This is a genomic window from Pseudorhodoferax soli (assembly GCF_003337555.1).
GTDB classification, from domain to species: domain Bacteria; phylum Pseudomonadota; class Gammaproteobacteria; order Burkholderiales; family Burkholderiaceae_C; genus Pseudorhodoferax; species Pseudorhodoferax soli.
Genome location: NZ_QPJK01000007.1, coordinates 98,371 through 115,186 on the forward strand (window position 1 = coordinate 98,371; position 16,816 = coordinate 115,186).

Here is a 16,816-nt window from a genome sequence, read left to right on the forward strand (position 1 = left end):
TCTATGACTTCAAGCACTACCCGTACCGCCCGGCGGCCCAAGAACGAGGCGAAGCCGAGCCGGACGCGCAGCATGGGGGCCTCCGAGAGCCCACCGCCGGCCCATGGGTTTGACACAGCAGCCCCCGCAACGCCGACCGACCGCTCCGGCTACAAGGTGAAGCACCAGGTTGGCCACCTGCTGCGCCGTGCCTACCAGCGCCACATCGCGATCTTCCAGGAACGCATTCCGGATTCCCAGCTGACGATGCCCCAGTTCGTGACGCTGTGCGCGGTGCGGGACCTGCGCGCCTGCTCGCTCAACGAGATCGTCGCGGAGACGTCCATCGATCAGGCAACCATCCGGGGCGTGGTCGAGCGCCTGGTGTCTCGCAAGCTCCTCGCAGTCGCGGCGGACGCGCAAGACAAGCGCAAGGTGTCCATCTCCCTCACGGCGACGGGTACGCGCTTCCTCGCACAGATCATCGACACGGCGGAGGTCGTCTCGGATGAGACCTTCGGGGAGCTGAACGCCGCCGAGCGGGTCGCGTTGGTGTTCCTGCTCAAGAAGATGTGCGGGCTGGCCTCGGAGTGACTCTGCGTCGGGCGGCTCTGGACAGGCAGTGTCTTCACAACGAAAGCCCCAGCGCGCTCCGTGCCTGTCTCGGACCTGGTTCTGCATCAGGACCTCCAGCGGAGTGCGCTCGCGCTTTGGCGCCTTAGACTCACGCACGCCAAGCAGATCGCCCACGTCCTCCCTTTCCGCACCCCGGCACAGAAGACGGTCTGCAACTGTGTTCCGCAGACTCAATGCAGTAAGGCCCGCGACACCGATACGACGGAAGATCTTGCGGTACTCGTAGTGGATCTCACGGCATAGCAATCGCACTGCGGAGCGGGTCAGTGTCGACTGCACGCTAAAGTCACGACCGTCCAGTTTCAGGAACAGCGCGTCGTCGCGTCGCAGGCCGCGAAAGTGGACTGCGGTGTCGACAGCATCCTGCAACTCGGCCATCGCGATCCGCCTCGCAAGGTAGAGGTCGAACGCTTCGCAGGCCGGGGCCGCGGAAAAGTACATCGCGCGGGCCCGCCCGCTCACCGCACCATCGGCTCGCAGCTCGCACCCGACCCGGACGGATCCATCGGCGTTCAGGCAGTCGCCAATGTGCATGCGTGCCACCTCCAGCGGGCGCAGCTCGGTGGCGAGCAGGATCCAAACCATGACGGCGTCACGCTCTGGTGTCGAGGTTCGTGCGCGCACGCGAACCATGGTGCCGTAAATGTCGTCGTCGGACAGCAGGATCGGCGCCGTCCGCCTGGCGTGCCCGGACGGTCATTCCCTGATGAGTAACCAAGTATCCAAGGGGCGGCCCGCCCACCGTATGTGAATATGCACAGACCCGTCCGGTTATCGTCCGCGTAGCCCGCCCAGGGCCGGGTACTCATCGGCGGCGCTCCCCTCGTTCCCGCGAAGAAGCGATAGCCGACGCCGCATGCCTTCGATCTCGACAGTTTGCGTCGCGATGATCTCTTCGGCCAGCTGACGGGTCGCCGGATCACGGCCATGCTTGAGCACCAGCCTGGCCATGTCGACGGCGCCCTGGTGGTGCGGGATCATCATCACCAGAAAGTCCCTGTCCGCGCTACCCGAATAGCCCGGGCCGTGCATGTCCGACATCATGCGCTGCATGCTGACGTCCATGTCGTGCTGGAACTGGTCTTCGCGTTGGGCTTTGCGCTGGTGATGGTGCATGTCCTGCGACGATGTCGCGCCGACCAGAAGCACGGCGGCCGCTACCGCCACACTGCACCGACCCATCGTGCACGCCGCCGCGCTCCAGGTTCGGATTCCGATCATGCCGTCTGTCCAGGCACGCCGACGCGAACGTAGACGAGGTTGATGCTCTTCTTGTTCCTCAGGGCGCCCGACGGCAACGCGAGGTTGCCAAGCGGGATCTGCGCCAGATGCTTGGGCTGCAGTGGATCGCGGACGTCGAACGCGGAGCAGACCGTCTGGCCGGCGTTCGGGGTACCTGGAAGCTCGTCCTGTTCGTGGGCCACATAGAGCAAGGTGTTCTCAGGATTGGTCCACAGGCCGTGCGCCTCGCGGCCCCCGCTGAAGAACGTGCCGACCACCTTGCGCTTCCCTGCAGGCGCGGACCGGTCGACGATGGCGATGCGGCTGGATGCCGCACCGCCCGGGCCACCGTCGTCCACCCGGGCCAGGCTTGCATAGACCACGTCGCCGCGAGCATTGCGAACGAATTCCACATGGTTGGGGCGGGCCATCTCGCCGAGCCCTACGGCATCGAGCAACGCGAAGCTCCCTTCCACGGAGCGGCACGACAGCGTGTCGGCCAGCTTGTGGGAGAACCAGACTTCCTTGCCGTCGGGCGTGGTCTTGAGAAACGGCGTGAAGCCGAGCTTGTCCTGGCCGGACACGTCCAGCGTCACGACGCGCTGCGGGCGGCTGAAGCCCTCCGCGTCCGGGTTCACCGCGAAGACATCGACCTTCGAGGCTTTCTGGCTCGCAACGAACGCGAGGCGGCCGCTCTGGTTGAACCACACCTGGGCGGGACCTTCGACGGTTCCGAGATGCAGACGCACGGGAGTGCTTTCGGCTCCGTGGAGGTGGCGCTGAGCCCGACGGACATCGAGGATCGCGATGCGGTCCTCACCACGCAATGCCACCCACAGCTCCTTGCCGTTGCGCGTGAAGGTCGGCTCGTGCGGCTCTCTCCCGAGCAGGATGCCGCTGGAGATCCTCTCGGGGTTCGTCGTGGGGCCTGCGTTCACGTTCGGGGTGTTGCCGATCACGCGCTTGGCCACAGCGTCGATCAAGTAGATGTTGCTGGAGCCGCGGCCGCTGGTGGCCAACAGGCGACCATCTGGCGAGGGGACGGCTCCATGGGCATCGATGCAACCGTGGTAAAGCGGCTTGTGGATCATCGCCGCATGCGTGGGCGCGACACCCGCGGTCACGTAGCGAAACGGCGGTCGAGGGTCTTCGTCGAAGCTAGTCAGGTTGACCGTTGTCTCGACCGTGTTCTTCGCCGGGTCGATGACCACCAAGGTGTTCGAGTCCTCGTTGGTGATGAAGACGCGATCGCGAGGGTCGACGGTGATCGGATCGGTCTGCGCGTTGGCCAGTGCGTTGGCGCTCGGAAGGACGGTGGCTGCGACTGCGCCCAGGGTGGTCGAAAGGAGTGTGCGTCTGGTCTGCATGGATAGGGTTTCGGAAGATGTGGTGGCTCGTCTGGGCGTACCTGATCCACGCCTCGTCTCCGATCCCATTCCTGGCAAGCGCCGGCTGGTTCAAAGGGGCTGGCAAGGTCGGCGGCCCGTCCAGACCAAAGAGACGGTTGAGGGACGCGGTTTATTCCACGTCCGCCGCCCGGAAACATCTGCTTGCCGATTGCGCGTGCCCCGGTCGACGGGGCTGCATCAAGCCCTTGCCTTCAGACTTCGGGCGGCTTGCGATCGGTGGCGGCAACCAACGAAGGCACGCCCCCAGCAGGCAAGGGCAAGCCATAGAGCCATCGGCGTTCATGAGCATGCCGCCGCTGACCCACCGAGCGCCGGGCAACAGAGACACGGGCGCATGCGATCGGTCAAAGCTAGTGGCCGTCTTTCGCCTCGCCGCACGCTGCGCCGAGCCCCGCCCGACGTATCCTCGACGAACGACCATGAGCTACTCGCCGCAAGACGTCTCCTACTACCTGGCAGTCGCAAAGGAGGGCCACCTGGGCAGGGCCGCCACAGCCTGCGGGATATCGCAACCTGCACTGTCCAAAGCGCTCAAGCGCATCGAGTCCACCGCCGGCGTGCGCCTCATCGAGCGCGGCAGCCATGGCGCAAAACTGACGCCTGCCGGGGAGACCTTCCTCGACTATGCCCGGGCCTTCGACTCCCACCACGAGGCGATGCTCAGGGCGTCGCGCATCATGCGCGCGGAGGCTGCAGGACGACTGCGCATCGGGATGACGAACCCGGGCAGCGAGTCCGTCGCGGTGCGCGCCCTGACGAACCTGCTCAAGGCCCGCCCCGCCCTGCGGGTCACACTCGACGTCGGCAAGTCCGATGCGCTCAACGCAGCCGTGCTGGATGGGCAGCTCGACCTGGCTGTGGTGCCGTCCTATCCCGACCATCCCTTCACCAGCGCGCAGGAGTCCTTCGGCTCCGACACGATCCGGATCGCGGGGCGGTTCGACCACCCATTGGCGCATGGCCGGCACGTAGAGCCGACCGAGCTCGCCCCGTTCGGCTGGGTCGTTGGCGACCGGGCCAGCGTGTCCAGGGATCTTCTGGACGAGATCTTTCGCAAATGGAGCGTCCCGCCGCCCGACGCCGTGATGCAGATCCAATTCATGTCCGACACAGCCATGTCAGTGGTGGCCAGTACCGACCTGCTGTGCCTTGCCCCAACCTGGCTCATCGAAGAATGGGGAGGACGGGTCCGCACCATCGACGTGCGCGACTTCGCGCTGCAGCGCACCCTCATGCTGCTCTCCCGACCAGGCAGCCACTGGACGCCCCTCATGCACGCCTACCGTGAGGAAGTTCGGCGCCTGTCCGCAAGCAGCGCTGCCGCTCGGGGTGTCGGCTAGGCGCCTGACGGGCTGCGCAAGCGCGTTCGAGCCATCCGGTTGGTTATCGGATGCTGCCCGATGGTTATGGGGAGTGGCACCGCAATGGCTTACCGTTTCCGCATCAACTTGCAGAGGTAATGCGTGCTTCCAAACATCGTTCTGATCGTCGCCGACAACCTGGGTTGGGGTGAGCTCGGCTGCTACGGCGGCGGCGCCCTGCGCGGAGCACCCACGCCGCGGATCGACAAACTGGCATCCGAGGGACTGCGTCTCACGAACTTCAACGTCGAGAGCGACTGCGTGCCAACCCGCTCTGCCCTCATGTCAGGCCGGCATCCGATCCGAACCGGCTGCCTGCAGTCGGTGCCTGCCGGCCTGCCGCAAGGGCTGCGCCGCGACGAGGTGACCCTGCCGCAGGCGCTCAAGGCACGTGGCTACGCCACGGCCCACTACGGCAAGTGGCATCTGGGTGATATCCCGGGCCGCTACCCCAGCGACCGCGGCTTCGACGAGTGGTATGGCATCCCTCGCACGACCGACGAAAGCCAGTTCACCGAAACCCTGGGCTTCGACCCGAGCGTGGCACAGGTCCCGCACATCATGGAAGGTGTCGACGGCAGCCCTTCGCACAATGTGAAGGTCTACGACCTGGACAGCCGCCGCAGGATCGACGAGGAACTGGTCGACAGGAGCATCTCGTTCATGCAACGCAGCAGCGAAAGTGGCTCGCCGTTCTTCCTGTACTTCCCGATGGTGCACCTGCACCTGCCCACCCTGCCCCATCCTGAATTCGCGGGCAAGACGGGCTATGGTGAGTTCGCGGACTCGGTGGTGGAGATGGACCACCGCGTCGGCCAGATCGTGGACTTCATCGACCAGAGCGGGCTGGCGGAGAACACGCTCGTGATCTTCTGCAGCGACAACGGTCCCGAGTACCGGCAACCCTACCGCGGTACCGCCGGGCCCTGGCGTGGCACATACCACACGGCAATGGAGGGCAGCCTGCGGGTGCCCTTCATGGCGCGTTGGCCGGGAAAGATCGCGAGCGGACAGATCTCCAACGAGATCTTCCACGTGACCGACATCTTCAGTACCTTGATCGCACTGGCCGGCGGCGCAGTCCCCGAGGACCGACCCATCGACGGCATCGACCAGTCGGAGTTCCTGCTTGGGCGCGACACGCGCTCCAAGCGCGAGGGCTTCCCGTTCTATATCAAGGGAGACCTGCGTGCCGTCAAGTGGCGCGACTGGAAGCTGCACTTCTACTGGGAGCCGGAAGTCAACCAGGGTCAGGGCAAGCTGGAGTCGCCCTACCTGTTCAACGTCGTGCGCGATCCCAAGGAGGAGAACGACGTGCTCATCTTCAACACCTGGGTGCTGCAGCCCATTCTTCGCCTGGTCAAGGAGTTCCAGGACTCCTTCCAGCGCCACCCCAACACCGCGCCAGGCGCACCGGATTGAAAGGGACCCGCAACCATGAAGATCAGAAGTTGCCTCGCCGCATCGCTGTGCCTGCTCGCCATGGCCACGACTGCACTGCACGCACAGACGAAACCCTGGCCGACAGAGAAGCCCATCACCTGGATCGTCGGCTTCGCACCGGGTGGCACGCTGGACGTACTGACCAGGGCGGTTGCGAAGCGGATCGCCGAGAGGACGGGCCAGTCGGTCGTCGTCGACAACCGGCCAGGTGCGACCGGCGCCATCGCCCAGCAGGCGGTCGCCCGTGCGGCGCCCGACGGCTACACTGTGATCTCCCTCGCGGGTCCCATCCTCACGGCGCAGACGCCGCCTCAAGTCGGCAAGGAGCTCGCAGCCGTCGCCATGCTCGGCCAGGGCCCGATGGTCCTGGTCGGACCCGCCTCGTCCCCCATCACGACGCTGCAGGACCTCATCAAGGACGCGAAGTCAAATCCGCACAGGTGGAGCTACGGCAGCTCGGGGACGGGCGTGTCGCAGCACCTGGCCGGAGAACTGCTGAAGTCGTCGGCCGGCATCTCCATGACCCACATCCCGTACAAGGGCGGCGGTCAGGCCGTCACCGATGTGGTCGGCGGGCAGATCCCCCTGGCACTGCTGGGCGTCTCCCCCGTTCTTCCGCACATCAAGAGCGGCCGGCTGCGGGCCTACGGCGTGACGACCGCACAGCACGCCGATGCATTGCCAGGCGTCCCGACCTTCCAGGAAGCTGGCGTGAACGGCTACGACGCATCGCAATGGTATGCCGCCGCCGTACCGGCCGGGACGCCTGCCGACCGGATCGCACAACTCAATGCCTTGATCAACGAGGCTGTCACCAGCGCCGAGGTCGCCGCGGTCCTGCAGGCCGGCGCGAACAACGCGGTCGTGACCACCCCCACGCAAGCGCGCGACTTCGTCGTCAACGAAAACAAGCGTTGGCGCGCGCTGGCAACTGCCACGAAGATGGATCTCGAGTGAGCTGCGGGCGGCTACGCGACGTAACGCGGCAGCGCACACCCGCAGGGCGGACTACAGCGCTCGTCGCGGCACGCGCAAGCCCGTGCGCGACGACCGATGAGCAAAATTTCAACGGGGATTGAAGACCTTGGTCGCTAAGCTCGGGCAAGCTTTCCAAGAATGAAATGACCTCAACGCTCGAGCATCTCCTTGCCAACAACCGCGCCTGGGCCACCCGGGTCGAACAGGAGCGTCCCGGCTTCTTCACCGGCCTCCTGGCGCAGCAGAAGCCGCGCTACATGTGGATCGGCTGTGCCGACAGCCGCGTGCCGGCCAACGAGATCACGGGCCTGGACCCAGGCGAGGTCTTCGTGCACCGCAATGTGGCCAACGTGGTCGTGCACTCCGATCTCAACGCGCTCACAACGATCCAGTTCGCCGTGGAGCACCTGCGCGTCGAGCACATCATGGTCACCGGCCACTACGGCTGCGCCGGCGTGCGTGCCGCGCTGCTGGGCCAGCGCGTGGGCCTGGCCGACAACTGGCTGGCCCACATCGCCGACCTGCGGCTGCGCCACCGCAAGCGCATCGACTACCTGGCGACCGAGCAGGAGCGGCACGACCGGCTGTGCGAGATCAACGTGATCGAGCAGGTCGGCAACGTGGCCCTGTCCACCGTCGTGCAGGACGCCTGGGCGCGCGGCCAGCCGCTGACCATCCACGGCTGGTGCTATGGCCTCAAGGACGGCCTGGTCAAGGATCTCGAGGTCAGCATCGACCATCCCGACCAGGTCGTCGACAGCTTTCGCAACGCGATCAAGCGCTACCCCCGGCAATAGGCAGCTCCGCCCCAGCTCAGCCCCTCGGCACCTGAGGGGGCAGTCCTCGCACGAGCGGTCATGCCTCGCGTTCGCGCCGGAACCGCCAACACATCGCACGCCATGCCACGCATGGCCTTGGCCGCCATCCCCGAGCGCGCAAGCTGAGCTCCGACATCGCACTGCGGCTGAGCCTCCGGCCGCAGCGTGGCCGTGCTCAGGCCACTCTATTCAAGCGCGCTGACGCACCCCACATTGCGATCGAGCGCATGTGTCCGCTTGCGCCTTCCCGAGCTTCGGACTGTCCGAAGTTCAGCATTGCAAAGTCTTGCTTTCCCTGGCGGTCGATGCGCCCTACATTTTTTCTGCCCAGGGGACAGCGACCCGCGCACACCAGCGCGTCGCGCCGATGAGGCGGCGACGGGGCGCAAACCGCAATACATCGCAATGGAGACAACCGAATGAGAAGACTGCTCGGATGTGCGCTTGCAGCCGCACTCGCAATCGCCGTGCCGACCCACGCCACGGCGCAAGGCTACCCAGAGAAGGGGAAAACACTCACCATCGTCGTGCCCTTCTCCGCCGGAGGCGCAACCGACATCATGGCGCGGCTCATCGGGCAGAAGTTCGCCGAGCAATGGGGCGTTACCGCGGTCGTGGTCAACAAGCCGGGCGCGGACCTCCTCATCGGATCGCAGGAAGTGACCAGGGCGAAGAAGGATGGGTACACCATGGGTCTGACCTCGCACAGCATCGCGCTGAACAAGGTCGTGCGCGAGGGCTTTCCGTTCGATCCGAGCAAGGACTTCGACTCCGTCGGCATGGTGGGCATCTCCAGCTATGTGCTGGCCGTGGACCAGCGCTCGCCCTACAAGACCTTTCAGGACCTGGAAGCGGCGAGCCAGGCCGCCTCGGACAAGTTCAGCTACGCCTCGTGCTGCACAGGAACCTTCATCGCGACCGAGATGCTCAAGGAAGCCACCAAGCTCAAGGGACTGCACATCCCGTACAAAGGCAGCGCACCGGCCGTCAACGCCATGATGGGCGGCGAGACCCAGTTCATCATGGACACGGTGACGGCCGTCAAACCCTTCATCGACTCCGGCAAGCTCCGGCCGCTGCTCATCACCACGAGGGAGGGCTCAGGCGCCCTTCCTGGCGTCCCGGGACTGAAGGACGCGAAGATCCCTGGCACCTTCGAGATCGCGGTCTGGTGGGGCATGGTGCTGCCGCCGGCAACGCCACCGGAGATCGTGGCCGAAGCCAACCGGACCCTCAACCGGATCTTGTCCATGCCGGACGTGCGCCAGCGCATGGAGGGATTCCAGATCGATGTCCTGCAGTCGACACCGAAGGAGATGACCGAGCGCTGGCAAACCGACCTGGACAAGTACACCAAGCTCGTGAAGGCAGCAAACCTGTCGTTCGCCAACTGAGCGTCACGGGGGTCATGCCGTACGCCGGGGCTTCGACCAGGAAGCCGGCACATGCCTTGCGCCACAGCACCTCGGCGGGCGCAGGCGCCCAGGCGCGCGACCCTGCGCGTGGCCCCCGAGGCCACGCGCTCCCCGGCCTCAGTGCGGGTCGCCGAAGTGCTCGTAGATGCCCGTTCCCGTGGCGGCCGGTACGTGTGTCTCAGCGCCATCGCCCATGCCCAGGCCTTGCGCTGTCTCGAAGCACGCCAACAACGCGACCCGCAGCGTGTCACGCTGGTCTGCCACACGCGAGACGAGAGAGACGGGACGTTCAAAGTTCGGCAGGCGCACCACATGAAGGTCCGGGCTCTCGTGCCAGGACGCGCCTCGGATCAGCGGCACGATGGAGGTTCCCAGTCCTCGGCGGACCAGCCCGGCGATCGCATCGAGGGAGTTGAGTTCCATGCCCGGCCTGGTCATGACGCCGCGCTTCAGCCGGTACTCGTCGATCAACTGCCCAGCCCAGGTGCCGCGATCGAAGGCGATGTAAGGCCTGGACGAGTGCAAGGCGCGGACGATGTCGTCGCACGGCTCCTCCGCCGGGGTCAGCAGCGCGAAGGGCTCGCTGTACAGATGATGCACGGCGAGGTTCGTCGGAAATCGCTTGGGCGGCTGCGTCACGATCGCCATGTCGAGCGTGCCGCGATCGACCTGCGCGACGAGCTCGCCGGAAATCCCTGCCACGACCTTGACTTCCAGGCCAGGGTTCCTCTGCGTCATATCGCGCAGCAGCTCCGGCAGCACGCCGCCGAGCGCGCTGTTGATGACGCCGAGCGACAGCACGCCGCCCACCGGGCGGCCCGCCTTCAGCGCCTTCATCTCCTCGTAGATCGACACCATCTGCTCGGCCAGCGGGACCAGCATGTGGCCCGCCGGCGTGAAGTCCAGCGAGCGCTTCGTGCGCACGAACAGGGCGACGCCAAGCTCGCTTTCCATGTTCTTGAGCTGAACGCTCACCGCCGCCTGGGACAGGTGCACCTTCTCGGCGGCACCAACAACGGTCCCGCAGCGGTGCAAGGCAAGGAAGGCGCGCAGCGAGCGTATCAGCATGTCAAGCCTCGATGCACTGGGCGATGTGATCCCGACAGGACTCCATCGCGCCCGTTCACGGCGATCAGCCCTGCAGCGCAGACGGGCGCAGACAGGTCGGCGCGGGATGGGAGGCCCCACGAAGGTGCCCCGCGGCCGGCCCATCCAGCACCGCGCGCCAACGACCGAGGCGCGACCGCCCTGCAAGAGCAGTCCCGGGCGAAGCCCGGTGCGGTTCAGGGCACCGGCTTGCGCGGCAGCACGGTGGCATAGTCGGCGGGATCGATGCCGCGTTCGCGCAGGACCTCGTCGGTGTGCTCGGCGAACGCAGGCGGCTTGCTACGGTACGTCGCTGGCGTGCGGGACAGCTTGACGGGGCTGCCGGTACCGCGGTAGCCGTCCTTGTCCACGATCATGCCCCGGTGGTGCGTGTGCGGATCGGCGACGACCTGGTCGATGGTGCGAACCGGACCGCAGGGAACGCCTGCGTTGACGAGCTCCTGGGAGACCTGGATGCAGTCCCTGTCCTTCAGCAACTCGACCAGCGAGGCCCGCAGTGACTCGCGGTGCTCGTTGCGCGACGCGTTGGTGGCATAGCGTGCGTCGACTGCCAGCTCGGGACGGCCCAGCACCTTGCACAGCGTGGCGAACTGCCGGTTGTTGCCCACCGCGAGGAACAGCGGGGCGGTGCTGGTCTCGAAGGAGTCGTAAGGGCAGATGTTGGGGTGGCGGTTGCCCACGCGCTGCGCAACCTTGCCGTTGAGGTAGAAGTTGGGCAGTTGGGGATGCAGCAGCGACACGCCGCTGTCGTAGAGGGTCGACTCCACGAACTGACCCAGGCCGCTCTTTCCGCGTTCCTGCAGCGCCATGAGGATGCCGATCACGGCATTCAAGCCCGTCACCAGGTCGATGACCGGAACGCCCATGCGCAGCGGCTGGCCCGACGCCTCGCCGTTGACGCTCATGAGGCCGCTCATGGCCTGGACGGCCGCGTCGTAGCCTGGCAGGCCGCCGTAGGGGCCGTCGGCACCGAAGCCGGAGATGCGGCAATGCACCAGGCGCGGAAAGCGCTTGCGCAGCGCATCGGCGCCCAGGCCCCAGCGCTCGAGCGTGCCGATCTTGAAGTTCTCGATGAACACGTCCGCGTCGGCAAGCAGCCGGGTCAGCAGTTCCTGGCCGGCTGGCTGCGTCACATCGATGGCGATATCGCGCTTGTTGCGGTTCACGCCGATGAAGTAGCTCGCGGCGTCGCCCACGAACGGAGGCCCCCAGCCGCGCGTCTCGTCGCCCATGGGTGGCTCGACCTTGATGACGTCCGCGCCGTGGTCGGCCAGGACCTGGCCGCAGTACGGCCCCCCGAGCACCCGGCTCGCATCGATGACCCGCAGGCCGGACAGGGAGCCGGCGCTTGCGCCGGACGGGTCATTCCACATGGGTTTCGATCTCCTGGGACATCTGGGCGGCAAAGCCCGGGTAGGTTTCCTTCAACTCCTCGAGCACGCGCCCGCGCAGCAGCGCCATCGTGCGTGCATCGGGTTCCGGCGTCGGCTCCAGCGCTGGGTCCACGTCGAAAGCAAAGCCGGTTGCCTCGCGCACGTCCTGCAGCGTGCAGCCCGGATGGACGTTGACGAGTCGGAACCGGGCGCGATCGGGTTCGAACATGAACAGCGCCATGCCCGTGAGCAGCGCGTACGGGCCGCCCGTGCGGTGCACGTCGGGTGCGCTCGTTCCAGGCGCGCTGATGAAATCCACCTTCTCGACGAACACCCGGGGAGAGTGCTCCTCTCGGAACAGGATCACCCTGGGCACGACGAAGTACAGGTAGGCCGAACCGAATGAGCCCGGCCAGCGCACGGGGCTTTGCGGGTAGCCCTTGGTGCCGACCAGGTTGATGTTGCCCTGGCCGTCGATCTGGCCGCCTCCCAGGAAGAAGGCGTCGATGCGCCCCTGGCCTGCGCAGTCGAACAGCTCGGCTGAGCCGTTGGTGAAGAAATTGTGCTGCACCGATCCGAGGATGGAGATGCGCACGGGTCGCGCTCCGCTCTCAGCGGCGCGTGCACGCACCAGCATGGCGGCGGCGGCCGGAATCGGTGACGAGGCGCCCACGGCAACATGCCTGACGCCTTCGAGCAGCCTGGCGGTGGTGACGATCAACCGCTCGCGTGCCGTCGCTGTGCTCATTTCAGTTCCTCCTGGACCCACTGCCGGTAGCCTTCCTCGGTGCGTGCCATGCGGGCATACCGCTGCAGGCTCTCCGTGTCCGGGGCGTACTCGCCCCACAGACCATAGGGCCAGGCGCCCCGCTCCGCCTTGGCGATGCCATGCACATACAGCGCCGGCAGCACGCCGGCCGCAGTCCGTTCATCGTCAAGCAAGCGGCCCTCCACGATGCGCTCGACCGTGACGAAGGTCTGCTCGCTCGCATAGGCCATGGCCGCCAGCTCGCGGCGACGGCCGATCCAGACGTTGCCTTCGCGGTCGGCCATCGGCGCGTGGAACACGGCGACGTCCAGATGCAAGGCCGGAATCGCCACGACCGGATCGGGTGACTCGGAGAAAGGGTTCTGCAGCACGCGCCAGTCGCTGCGGTGATGCAGCACATCGGTGCCGATCAGGCCGCGCAAGGTCGTGAAGGGGGCACCCTTCTGCGCGGCCATGAGGCCGGCGTGAATGGCTGGGCAGGTGCTGTCCTTCATGGTGATCGCACCCTGCGCGATGGCGCGCGCGAAACACGGAGCGCCGCCGGCCTCGCCAAGGCTGACCGCGCTGGTCTCGACGGTCTCCACCAAACCCGCGCCGAGCAGCAGGTCCAGCGGCAGGCCTGCCGTGGGCACGCCAACGATCGTCAGCCGTCGCGGCGCACGCCGCAGGAGCGGCGCCATCAGCGCCATGGGAACGCCGGCATACTCGACCGGCAACGCGAGACGACAACCGTCGGCGATGTTCGCCGCGATGTCGTCGACCTCCATGAGGGGCATGGTCTGCAGCATCTTGTCTCCGTTGTGAAAGTGCCTATCCAGTGGGCCCCGCACGCCTCGAACTGCCGGGACCTTGTCTCCGGGGCATCATAGGCATCGCATAGTCCGATGGGCTCAAAATTTCTCCGCGCTGAGCATCGAAAGTTCCGATGCATGCTGCGTCGCGCGGCATGCAGCGAAGCCCAGCCAGTCCCGTCGCGCGGCGGGCATCCTGGCCATCGGACGGCGCGATGCAGCCCAGCATCCGCGCGATCCGGGTATGACCGAGTTCGCCCGTCCGCGTGTCTCAGGACTGTTCCGGTACGGGCGTGACGAGTCCGTTTCCAGCGAAGAAGCTGTTCATGTTCCGCATCACCAGTTCGGCCATGTTGCGCATCGACTCCTCCGAGCGGCCAGCGACGTGCGGCGAGAGCAACACCTCGCCGCTGTTGATGAGCTGGTACGGGGCATGCGGCTCACTGTCGTACACGTCCAGCGCTGCTGCCTTGATGTGCTTGTTACGAAGGGCCTTCGCAAGCGCCTCCTCGTCCACCAGGCTGCCCCGCGCGACGTTGACCAGGTATCCCTTGGGGCCAAGTGCCTGCAGGACCTCGGCGTTCACGAGACGGTTCGTGTCGCTGCCGCCAGGGGCAGCCAGCACTAGCACGTCACACCAGTCGGCCAGGGCCACCAGGTTGTCGAAGTAGCGGTACGAGAACTCCTCGCGTGGCTGCAGAGCGACGTATCCGACCTCGGCATCGAAGCCCCCGGCCGCCCGCTTGGCGATGCGGCTGCCGATCTGGCCCAGGCCGAACAGGCCAAGCTTCTTGCCGTGCAACTGCTCGGGGATGCTGAGCTGGTTGCGCTCGATGCCGCGGCAAGCCGCATCGTTGCCCTCCACCACGCGCCGCAGCAGGCCCAGCACCAGGGCGAGCGCGTGATCGGCCACGGCGTCGGCGTTGGTGTTCGGCCCGAAGGACACGGGAATACCACGGGACTTCGCGCAGGCGAGGTCGATGTTTTCGTAGCCGACGCCGACGCAGCAGATGAGCTTGAGCTGCGGCATCCGCTCCATTTCCGACTGGGTCAGGCCCGCGAAGCCGTTCGTGATGACGACCTTGACGTCCTCGCCCAGATCGGCAATGGCTTTCTCGCGCAGGTCCGAGGCGATTGCACGGACAGGCCGTCCGTGCTTCTCCAGTTCGGCGTTGTACTCCGGGCTGATCCCGGAAAGCAGCAGGATGATGGGGGTGGTCATGGGGCTCTTTACTTGCTCGCAGCAAGCTGCTTGAGCAGCTCGCCATACTTCCGATAGTCGGCCCAGGCAGCTTCGCGGATGGCGTTGCCGTCCTGGTAGGCCAGTTCCAGGCCGTGGGACGCAGCGAAGTCCTTGAACTCCTTGGTCTCGGTGGCGGCCTTGGCGGCGTCGTGGATGTACTTCACGATGTTGGGCGGCGTGCCCTTGGTGGTGATCAGCATGTAGCGAACGCCGATGCCGACGTCTGCGCCCTGCTCCTTCATCGTCGGCACCGAGGGCAGGCCGGTCTGGCGCTTCTCGCTGAACGAGGCCAGCCCGCGGACGGTGCCGGCTTCCAGGAACGACGTGGCTTCGGTCGGTTGGGCAACGGCTGCATTGATGTGCCCGCCCAACAACTGCGGACTGCCCTGACCCCAACCCGTGAAGGGAACCTTGAGCAGCTCCACCTTCGCCACGCGCTCGAGCTCCAACACGTTCAGATGGCTGATCGTGGTGTCACCCGGATAGCCGACGCTCACCGTCCCGGGCGCTGCCTTGGCTGCGGCCAGGAGCTCCTTCGCATCCTTGTACGGGGAGTTCTTGGCCACGACCAGCAGCGTCGAGTAGTTCACGACGTTGATGATCGGCAAGATGTCGTCCGGGTTCTTGTACGACAGCTTGTTGACCTGCGGCGACAGGGTCAGGTTCGAGTGCGGAACGAAGGCGAAGGTGTAGCCGTCGGGCTTGCCCTGGGCGATCGATGCAACCGCCGTGCTCCCGCCGGCGCCGGGGCGGTTGAGCACCACCAGGCCGGACGGGAACTTCGGGCCCATCAGGATGGCCAGCTGGCGCATGATGATGTCCGCGGCTCCGCCGGGCACGTAGCCGACGACGGCCGTCACGGCCTGGGCGGGGTAGTTGCTCTGTGCCATGCCGATCGAGGCGGTCAGGGCCAGGCCGAATGCTGCAACGTATTTCTTCATCGATTGTCTCCAGGGTTGGGTGGGATTCAGCGCGCGAGCTGCACGGACGTCTTGGTCATGAGGCGCTCGGCGTCGGGCGACAGCGTCATGCCCAGGCCGGGGCCGGTCGGCACATGGAAGCGGCCACGCTGCGGCTGCAGGTCTTCCAGGAACAGGTCGCGGTTGCAGGACTTCTGCGCGTAGGTGTGGTGCTCGTGGATCTCGAAGTTCGGGATCGCCGCTTCGAACTGCAGCGCAATGGCCGACGCCAGGGGCGAGCCGCACACGTGCGCCTGCACGCCGACGTCGAAGGTGTGCGCCAGGTGCGCGATCTTCATGGCTTCGCTGATGCCGCCGACCAGGCCGACGTCCGGCTGGATCATGTCGAGCGACTCGGCTTCCAGGTAGGGCAGGAAGCCCCAGCGCGTGTACATGCGTTCGCCGGCCGCGATCGGAACCGGGGACTTGCGCGCTGCGCGGTTGTGGGCGCGGGCGCCGTTGTAGTGGGTCGGCTCCTCCATGAAGAGAATGCCCAGGTCCTTGACCTCCTCGGCCGTCTGCAGCGCGCCGGCGGTGGACGTGAACGAGTGCAGTTCCAGGATGATGTCGGCGTCCGGGCCGATGCCGTCTCGAATGGCTTCCATGCGCGCGCGGACCATGCGTCGCTGCTCGGGCGTCAGGATGCCGCGCAGCCGGGCGGCGCGGCTGCCGTCCATGGCCACCATGAGCGGGTCCACCTTCACGGCGTCGTAGCCCTCTTCGCGCGCACGCACCGCGGCGTCCTTGTAGCGTGCAGGCTCGACGAGGTTGACGACCTCATTGGTGCCCCAGTCGAACTGCAGTTGGCTCGCGTAACAGCGCAGCGGCGCCGGCGTGTCCGCACCCAGCAGCTGGTGCACCGGCTTGCCGGCAGCGCGGCCCTTGATGTCCCACAGTGCCGCGTCGATGGCGCTCATCGCGCCGAAGACCACGGGGCCGCCGCCCTCCGCCCAGAAGGACTTGCGAAGCATGCGTTCCCAGATCGTCTCGGTGGACATCGGGTCGTGGCCGAGCACGAAGCGCTCGCCCAGGGCCAGAACCATCGGGCCGCCGGCGCGCGCGCCCGTGCCGTACGCCATGCCGATTTCGCCCAGGCCGCTGATGCCCTCGTCGGTGTGCACACGGGCGAACACGTGGTGCCAGGATGCGATGCCGTTCTGGCCGGACAGCTCGGCTTCCAGAACTTCGATCTTCGTGACCTTCATGATGACTTCCTTGGTTGCGGGCAAGACAGTCCCTCCTGCCCACAGGTTTCGGATGCGCCGCCCATCGGCGCTCCTTCAAAAAAATTTGCTTAGATGGCGGCGGCGCGAC

General features: G+C 66.4%; 15 protein-coding genes. 6 read left to right on the plus strand and 9 right to left on the minus strand.

Annotated features, from left to right (window positions below):
• Positions 1-72 precede the first annotated feature (72 nt).
• Positions 73-573: a MarR family winged helix-turn-helix transcriptional regulator gene (locus DES41_RS23510; RefSeq protein WP_114470104.1), complete on the plus strand. Its 501-nt coding sequence runs from the start codon at positions 73-75 to the stop codon at positions 571-573.
• An 813-nt stretch (positions 574-1,386) separates the two neighbouring features.
• Here the strand turns inward: DES41_RS23510 and DES41_RS23515 are convergent.
• Together DES41_RS23515 and DES41_RS23520 are read right to left on the minus strand one after the other, a co-directional pair.
• Entirely contained in the window at positions 1,387-1,836 is a 450-nt protein-coding gene (locus tag DES41_RS23515) for a DUF305 domain-containing protein (protein WP_245965846.1), read from the minus strand.
• Complete coding sequence (locus tag DES41_RS23520; RefSeq protein WP_114470105.1) at positions 1,833-3,203, minus strand: YncE family protein; 1,371 nt, start codon at positions 3,201-3,203, stop codon at positions 1,833-1,835. Before DES41_RS23520 ends, DES41_RS23515 begins: the two co-directional genes overlap by 4 nt.
• 461 nt (positions 3,204-3,664) lie before the next feature.
• Here DES41_RS23520 and DES41_RS23525 point away from each other — a divergent pair, with 461 nt between their 5' ends.
• From DES41_RS23525 to DES41_RS23545, 5 genes are all read left to right on the plus strand, one after another.
• Positions 3,665-4,585, plus strand: coding sequence for a LysR family transcriptional regulator (locus tag DES41_RS23525; RefSeq protein WP_170168271.1), 921 nt, complete (start codon positions 3,665-3,667; stop codon positions 4,583-4,585).
• 123 nt (positions 4,586-4,708) lie between these two features.
• On the plus strand, positions 4,709-6,028 hold the full coding sequence (locus DES41_RS23530) for an arylsulfatase (protein ID WP_114470107.1): 1,320 nt from the start codon (positions 4,709-4,711) through the stop codon (positions 6,026-6,028).
• A 15-nt stretch (positions 6,029-6,043) separates the two neighbouring features.
• Positions 6,044-7,006 carry a Bug family tripartite tricarboxylate transporter substrate binding protein gene (locus tag DES41_RS23535; protein WP_114470108.1) on the plus strand — a complete coding sequence of 321 codons (963 nt, stop codon included), beginning with the start codon at positions 6,044-6,046 and terminating at the stop codon, positions 7,004-7,006.
• Positions 7,007-7,170: 164 nt separating this feature from the next.
• Complete coding sequence (gene can, locus DES41_RS23540; protein ID WP_114470109.1) at positions 7,171-7,824, plus strand: carbonate dehydratase; 654 nt, start codon at positions 7,171-7,173, stop codon at positions 7,822-7,824.
• 488 nt (positions 7,825-8,312) lie between these two features.
• A complete protein-coding gene (locus DES41_RS23545) occupies positions 8,313-9,239 on the plus strand; it encodes a Bug family tripartite tricarboxylate transporter substrate binding protein (RefSeq protein WP_170168272.1) in 927 nt (308 codons plus the stop codon).
• A 138-nt stretch (positions 9,240-9,377) separates the two neighbouring features.
• Here DES41_RS23545 and DES41_RS23550 read toward each other — a convergent pair whose 3' ends face one another.
• From DES41_RS23550 to DES41_RS23580, 7 genes are all read right to left on the minus strand, one after another.
• Positions 9,378-10,328 carry a LysR family transcriptional regulator gene (locus DES41_RS23550; RefSeq protein ID WP_114470111.1) on the minus strand — a complete coding sequence of 317 codons (951 nt, stop codon included), beginning with the start codon at positions 10,326-10,328 and terminating at the stop codon, positions 9,378-9,380.
• Positions 10,329-10,543: 215 nt separating this feature from the next.
• Positions 10,544-11,740 (minus strand): CaiB/BaiF CoA transferase family protein, encoded by a 1,197-nt coding sequence (locus DES41_RS23555; protein WP_114470112.1) that lies wholly within the window; start codon positions 11,738-11,740, stop codon positions 10,544-10,546.
• Positions 11,730-12,488 carry a CoA-transferase gene (locus tag DES41_RS23560; protein ID WP_114470113.1) on the minus strand — a complete coding sequence of 253 codons (759 nt, stop codon included), beginning with the start codon at positions 12,486-12,488 and terminating at the stop codon, positions 11,730-11,732. Before DES41_RS23560 ends, DES41_RS23555 begins: the two co-directional genes overlap by 11 nt.
• Positions 12,485-13,297: a CoA transferase subunit A gene (locus tag DES41_RS23565; RefSeq protein ID WP_245965847.1), complete on the minus strand. Its 813-nt coding sequence runs from the start codon at positions 13,295-13,297 to the stop codon at positions 12,485-12,487. Before DES41_RS23565 ends, DES41_RS23560 begins: the two co-directional genes overlap by 4 nt.
• Positions 13,298-13,571: 274 nt before the next feature.
• Positions 13,572-14,522, minus strand: coding sequence for a 2-hydroxyacid dehydrogenase (locus DES41_RS23570; RefSeq protein ID WP_114470114.1), 951 nt, complete (start codon positions 14,520-14,522; stop codon positions 13,572-13,574).
• 8 nt (positions 14,523-14,530) lie between these two features.
• Positions 14,531-15,484: a Bug family tripartite tricarboxylate transporter substrate binding protein gene (locus tag DES41_RS23575; protein ID WP_245965848.1), complete on the minus strand. Its 954-nt coding sequence runs from the start codon at positions 15,482-15,484 to the stop codon at positions 14,531-14,533.
• Between the two features lie 26 nt (positions 15,485-15,510).
• Entirely contained in the window at positions 15,511-16,731 is a 1,221-nt protein-coding gene (locus tag DES41_RS23580) for a mandelate racemase/muconate lactonizing enzyme family protein (protein WP_245965849.1), read from the minus strand.
• Positions 16,732-16,816: the final 85 nt, after the last annotated feature.

What these genes read in the sequence shown, in the direction of transcription:
- DES41_RS23575 (WP_245965848.1), bottom strand. Translation starts at nt 15,484, where the DNA reads ATGAAGAAATACGTTGCAGCATTCGGCCTGGCCCTGACCGCCTCGATC.
- DES41_RS23555 (WP_114470112.1), bottom strand. Translation starts at nt 11,740, where the DNA reads ATGTGGAATGACCCGTCCGGCGCAAGCGCCGGCTCCCTGTCCGGCCTG.
- can (WP_114470109.1), top strand. Translation starts at nt 7,171, where the DNA reads ATGACCTCAACGCTCGAGCATCTCCTTGCCAACAACCGCGCCTGGGCC.
- DES41_RS23565 (WP_245965847.1), bottom strand. Translation starts at nt 13,297, where the DNA reads ATGCTGCAGACCATGCCCCTCATGGAGGTCGACGACATCGCGGCGAAC.
- DES41_RS23515 (WP_245965846.1), bottom strand. Translation starts at nt 1,836, where the DNA reads ATGATCGGAATCCGAACCTGGAGCGCGGCGGCGTGCACGATGGGTCGG.
- DES41_RS23510 (WP_114470104.1), top strand. Translation starts at nt 73, where the DNA reads ATGGGGGCCTCCGAGAGCCCACCGCCGGCCCATGGGTTTGACACAGCA.
- DES41_RS23520 (WP_114470105.1), bottom strand. Translation starts at nt 3,203, where the DNA reads ATGCAGACCAGACGCACACTCCTTTCGACCACCCTGGGCGCAGTCGCA.
- DES41_RS23560 (WP_114470113.1), bottom strand. Translation starts at nt 12,488, where the DNA reads ATGAGCACAGCGACGGCACGCGAGCGGTTGATCGTCACCACCGCCAGG.
- DES41_RS23570 (WP_114470114.1), bottom strand. Translation starts at nt 14,522, where the DNA reads ATGACCACCCCCATCATCCTGCTGCTTTCCGGGATCAGCCCGGAGTAC.
- DES41_RS23550 (WP_114470111.1), bottom strand. Translation starts at nt 10,328, where the DNA reads ATGCTGATACGCTCGCTGCGCGCCTTCCTTGCCTTGCACCGCTGCGGG.
- DES41_RS23535 (WP_114470108.1), top strand. Translation starts at nt 6,044, where the DNA reads ATGAAGATCAGAAGTTGCCTCGCCGCATCGCTGTGCCTGCTCGCCATG.
- DES41_RS23525 (WP_170168271.1), top strand. Translation starts at nt 3,665, where the DNA reads ATGAGCTACTCGCCGCAAGACGTCTCCTACTACCTGGCAGTCGCAAAG.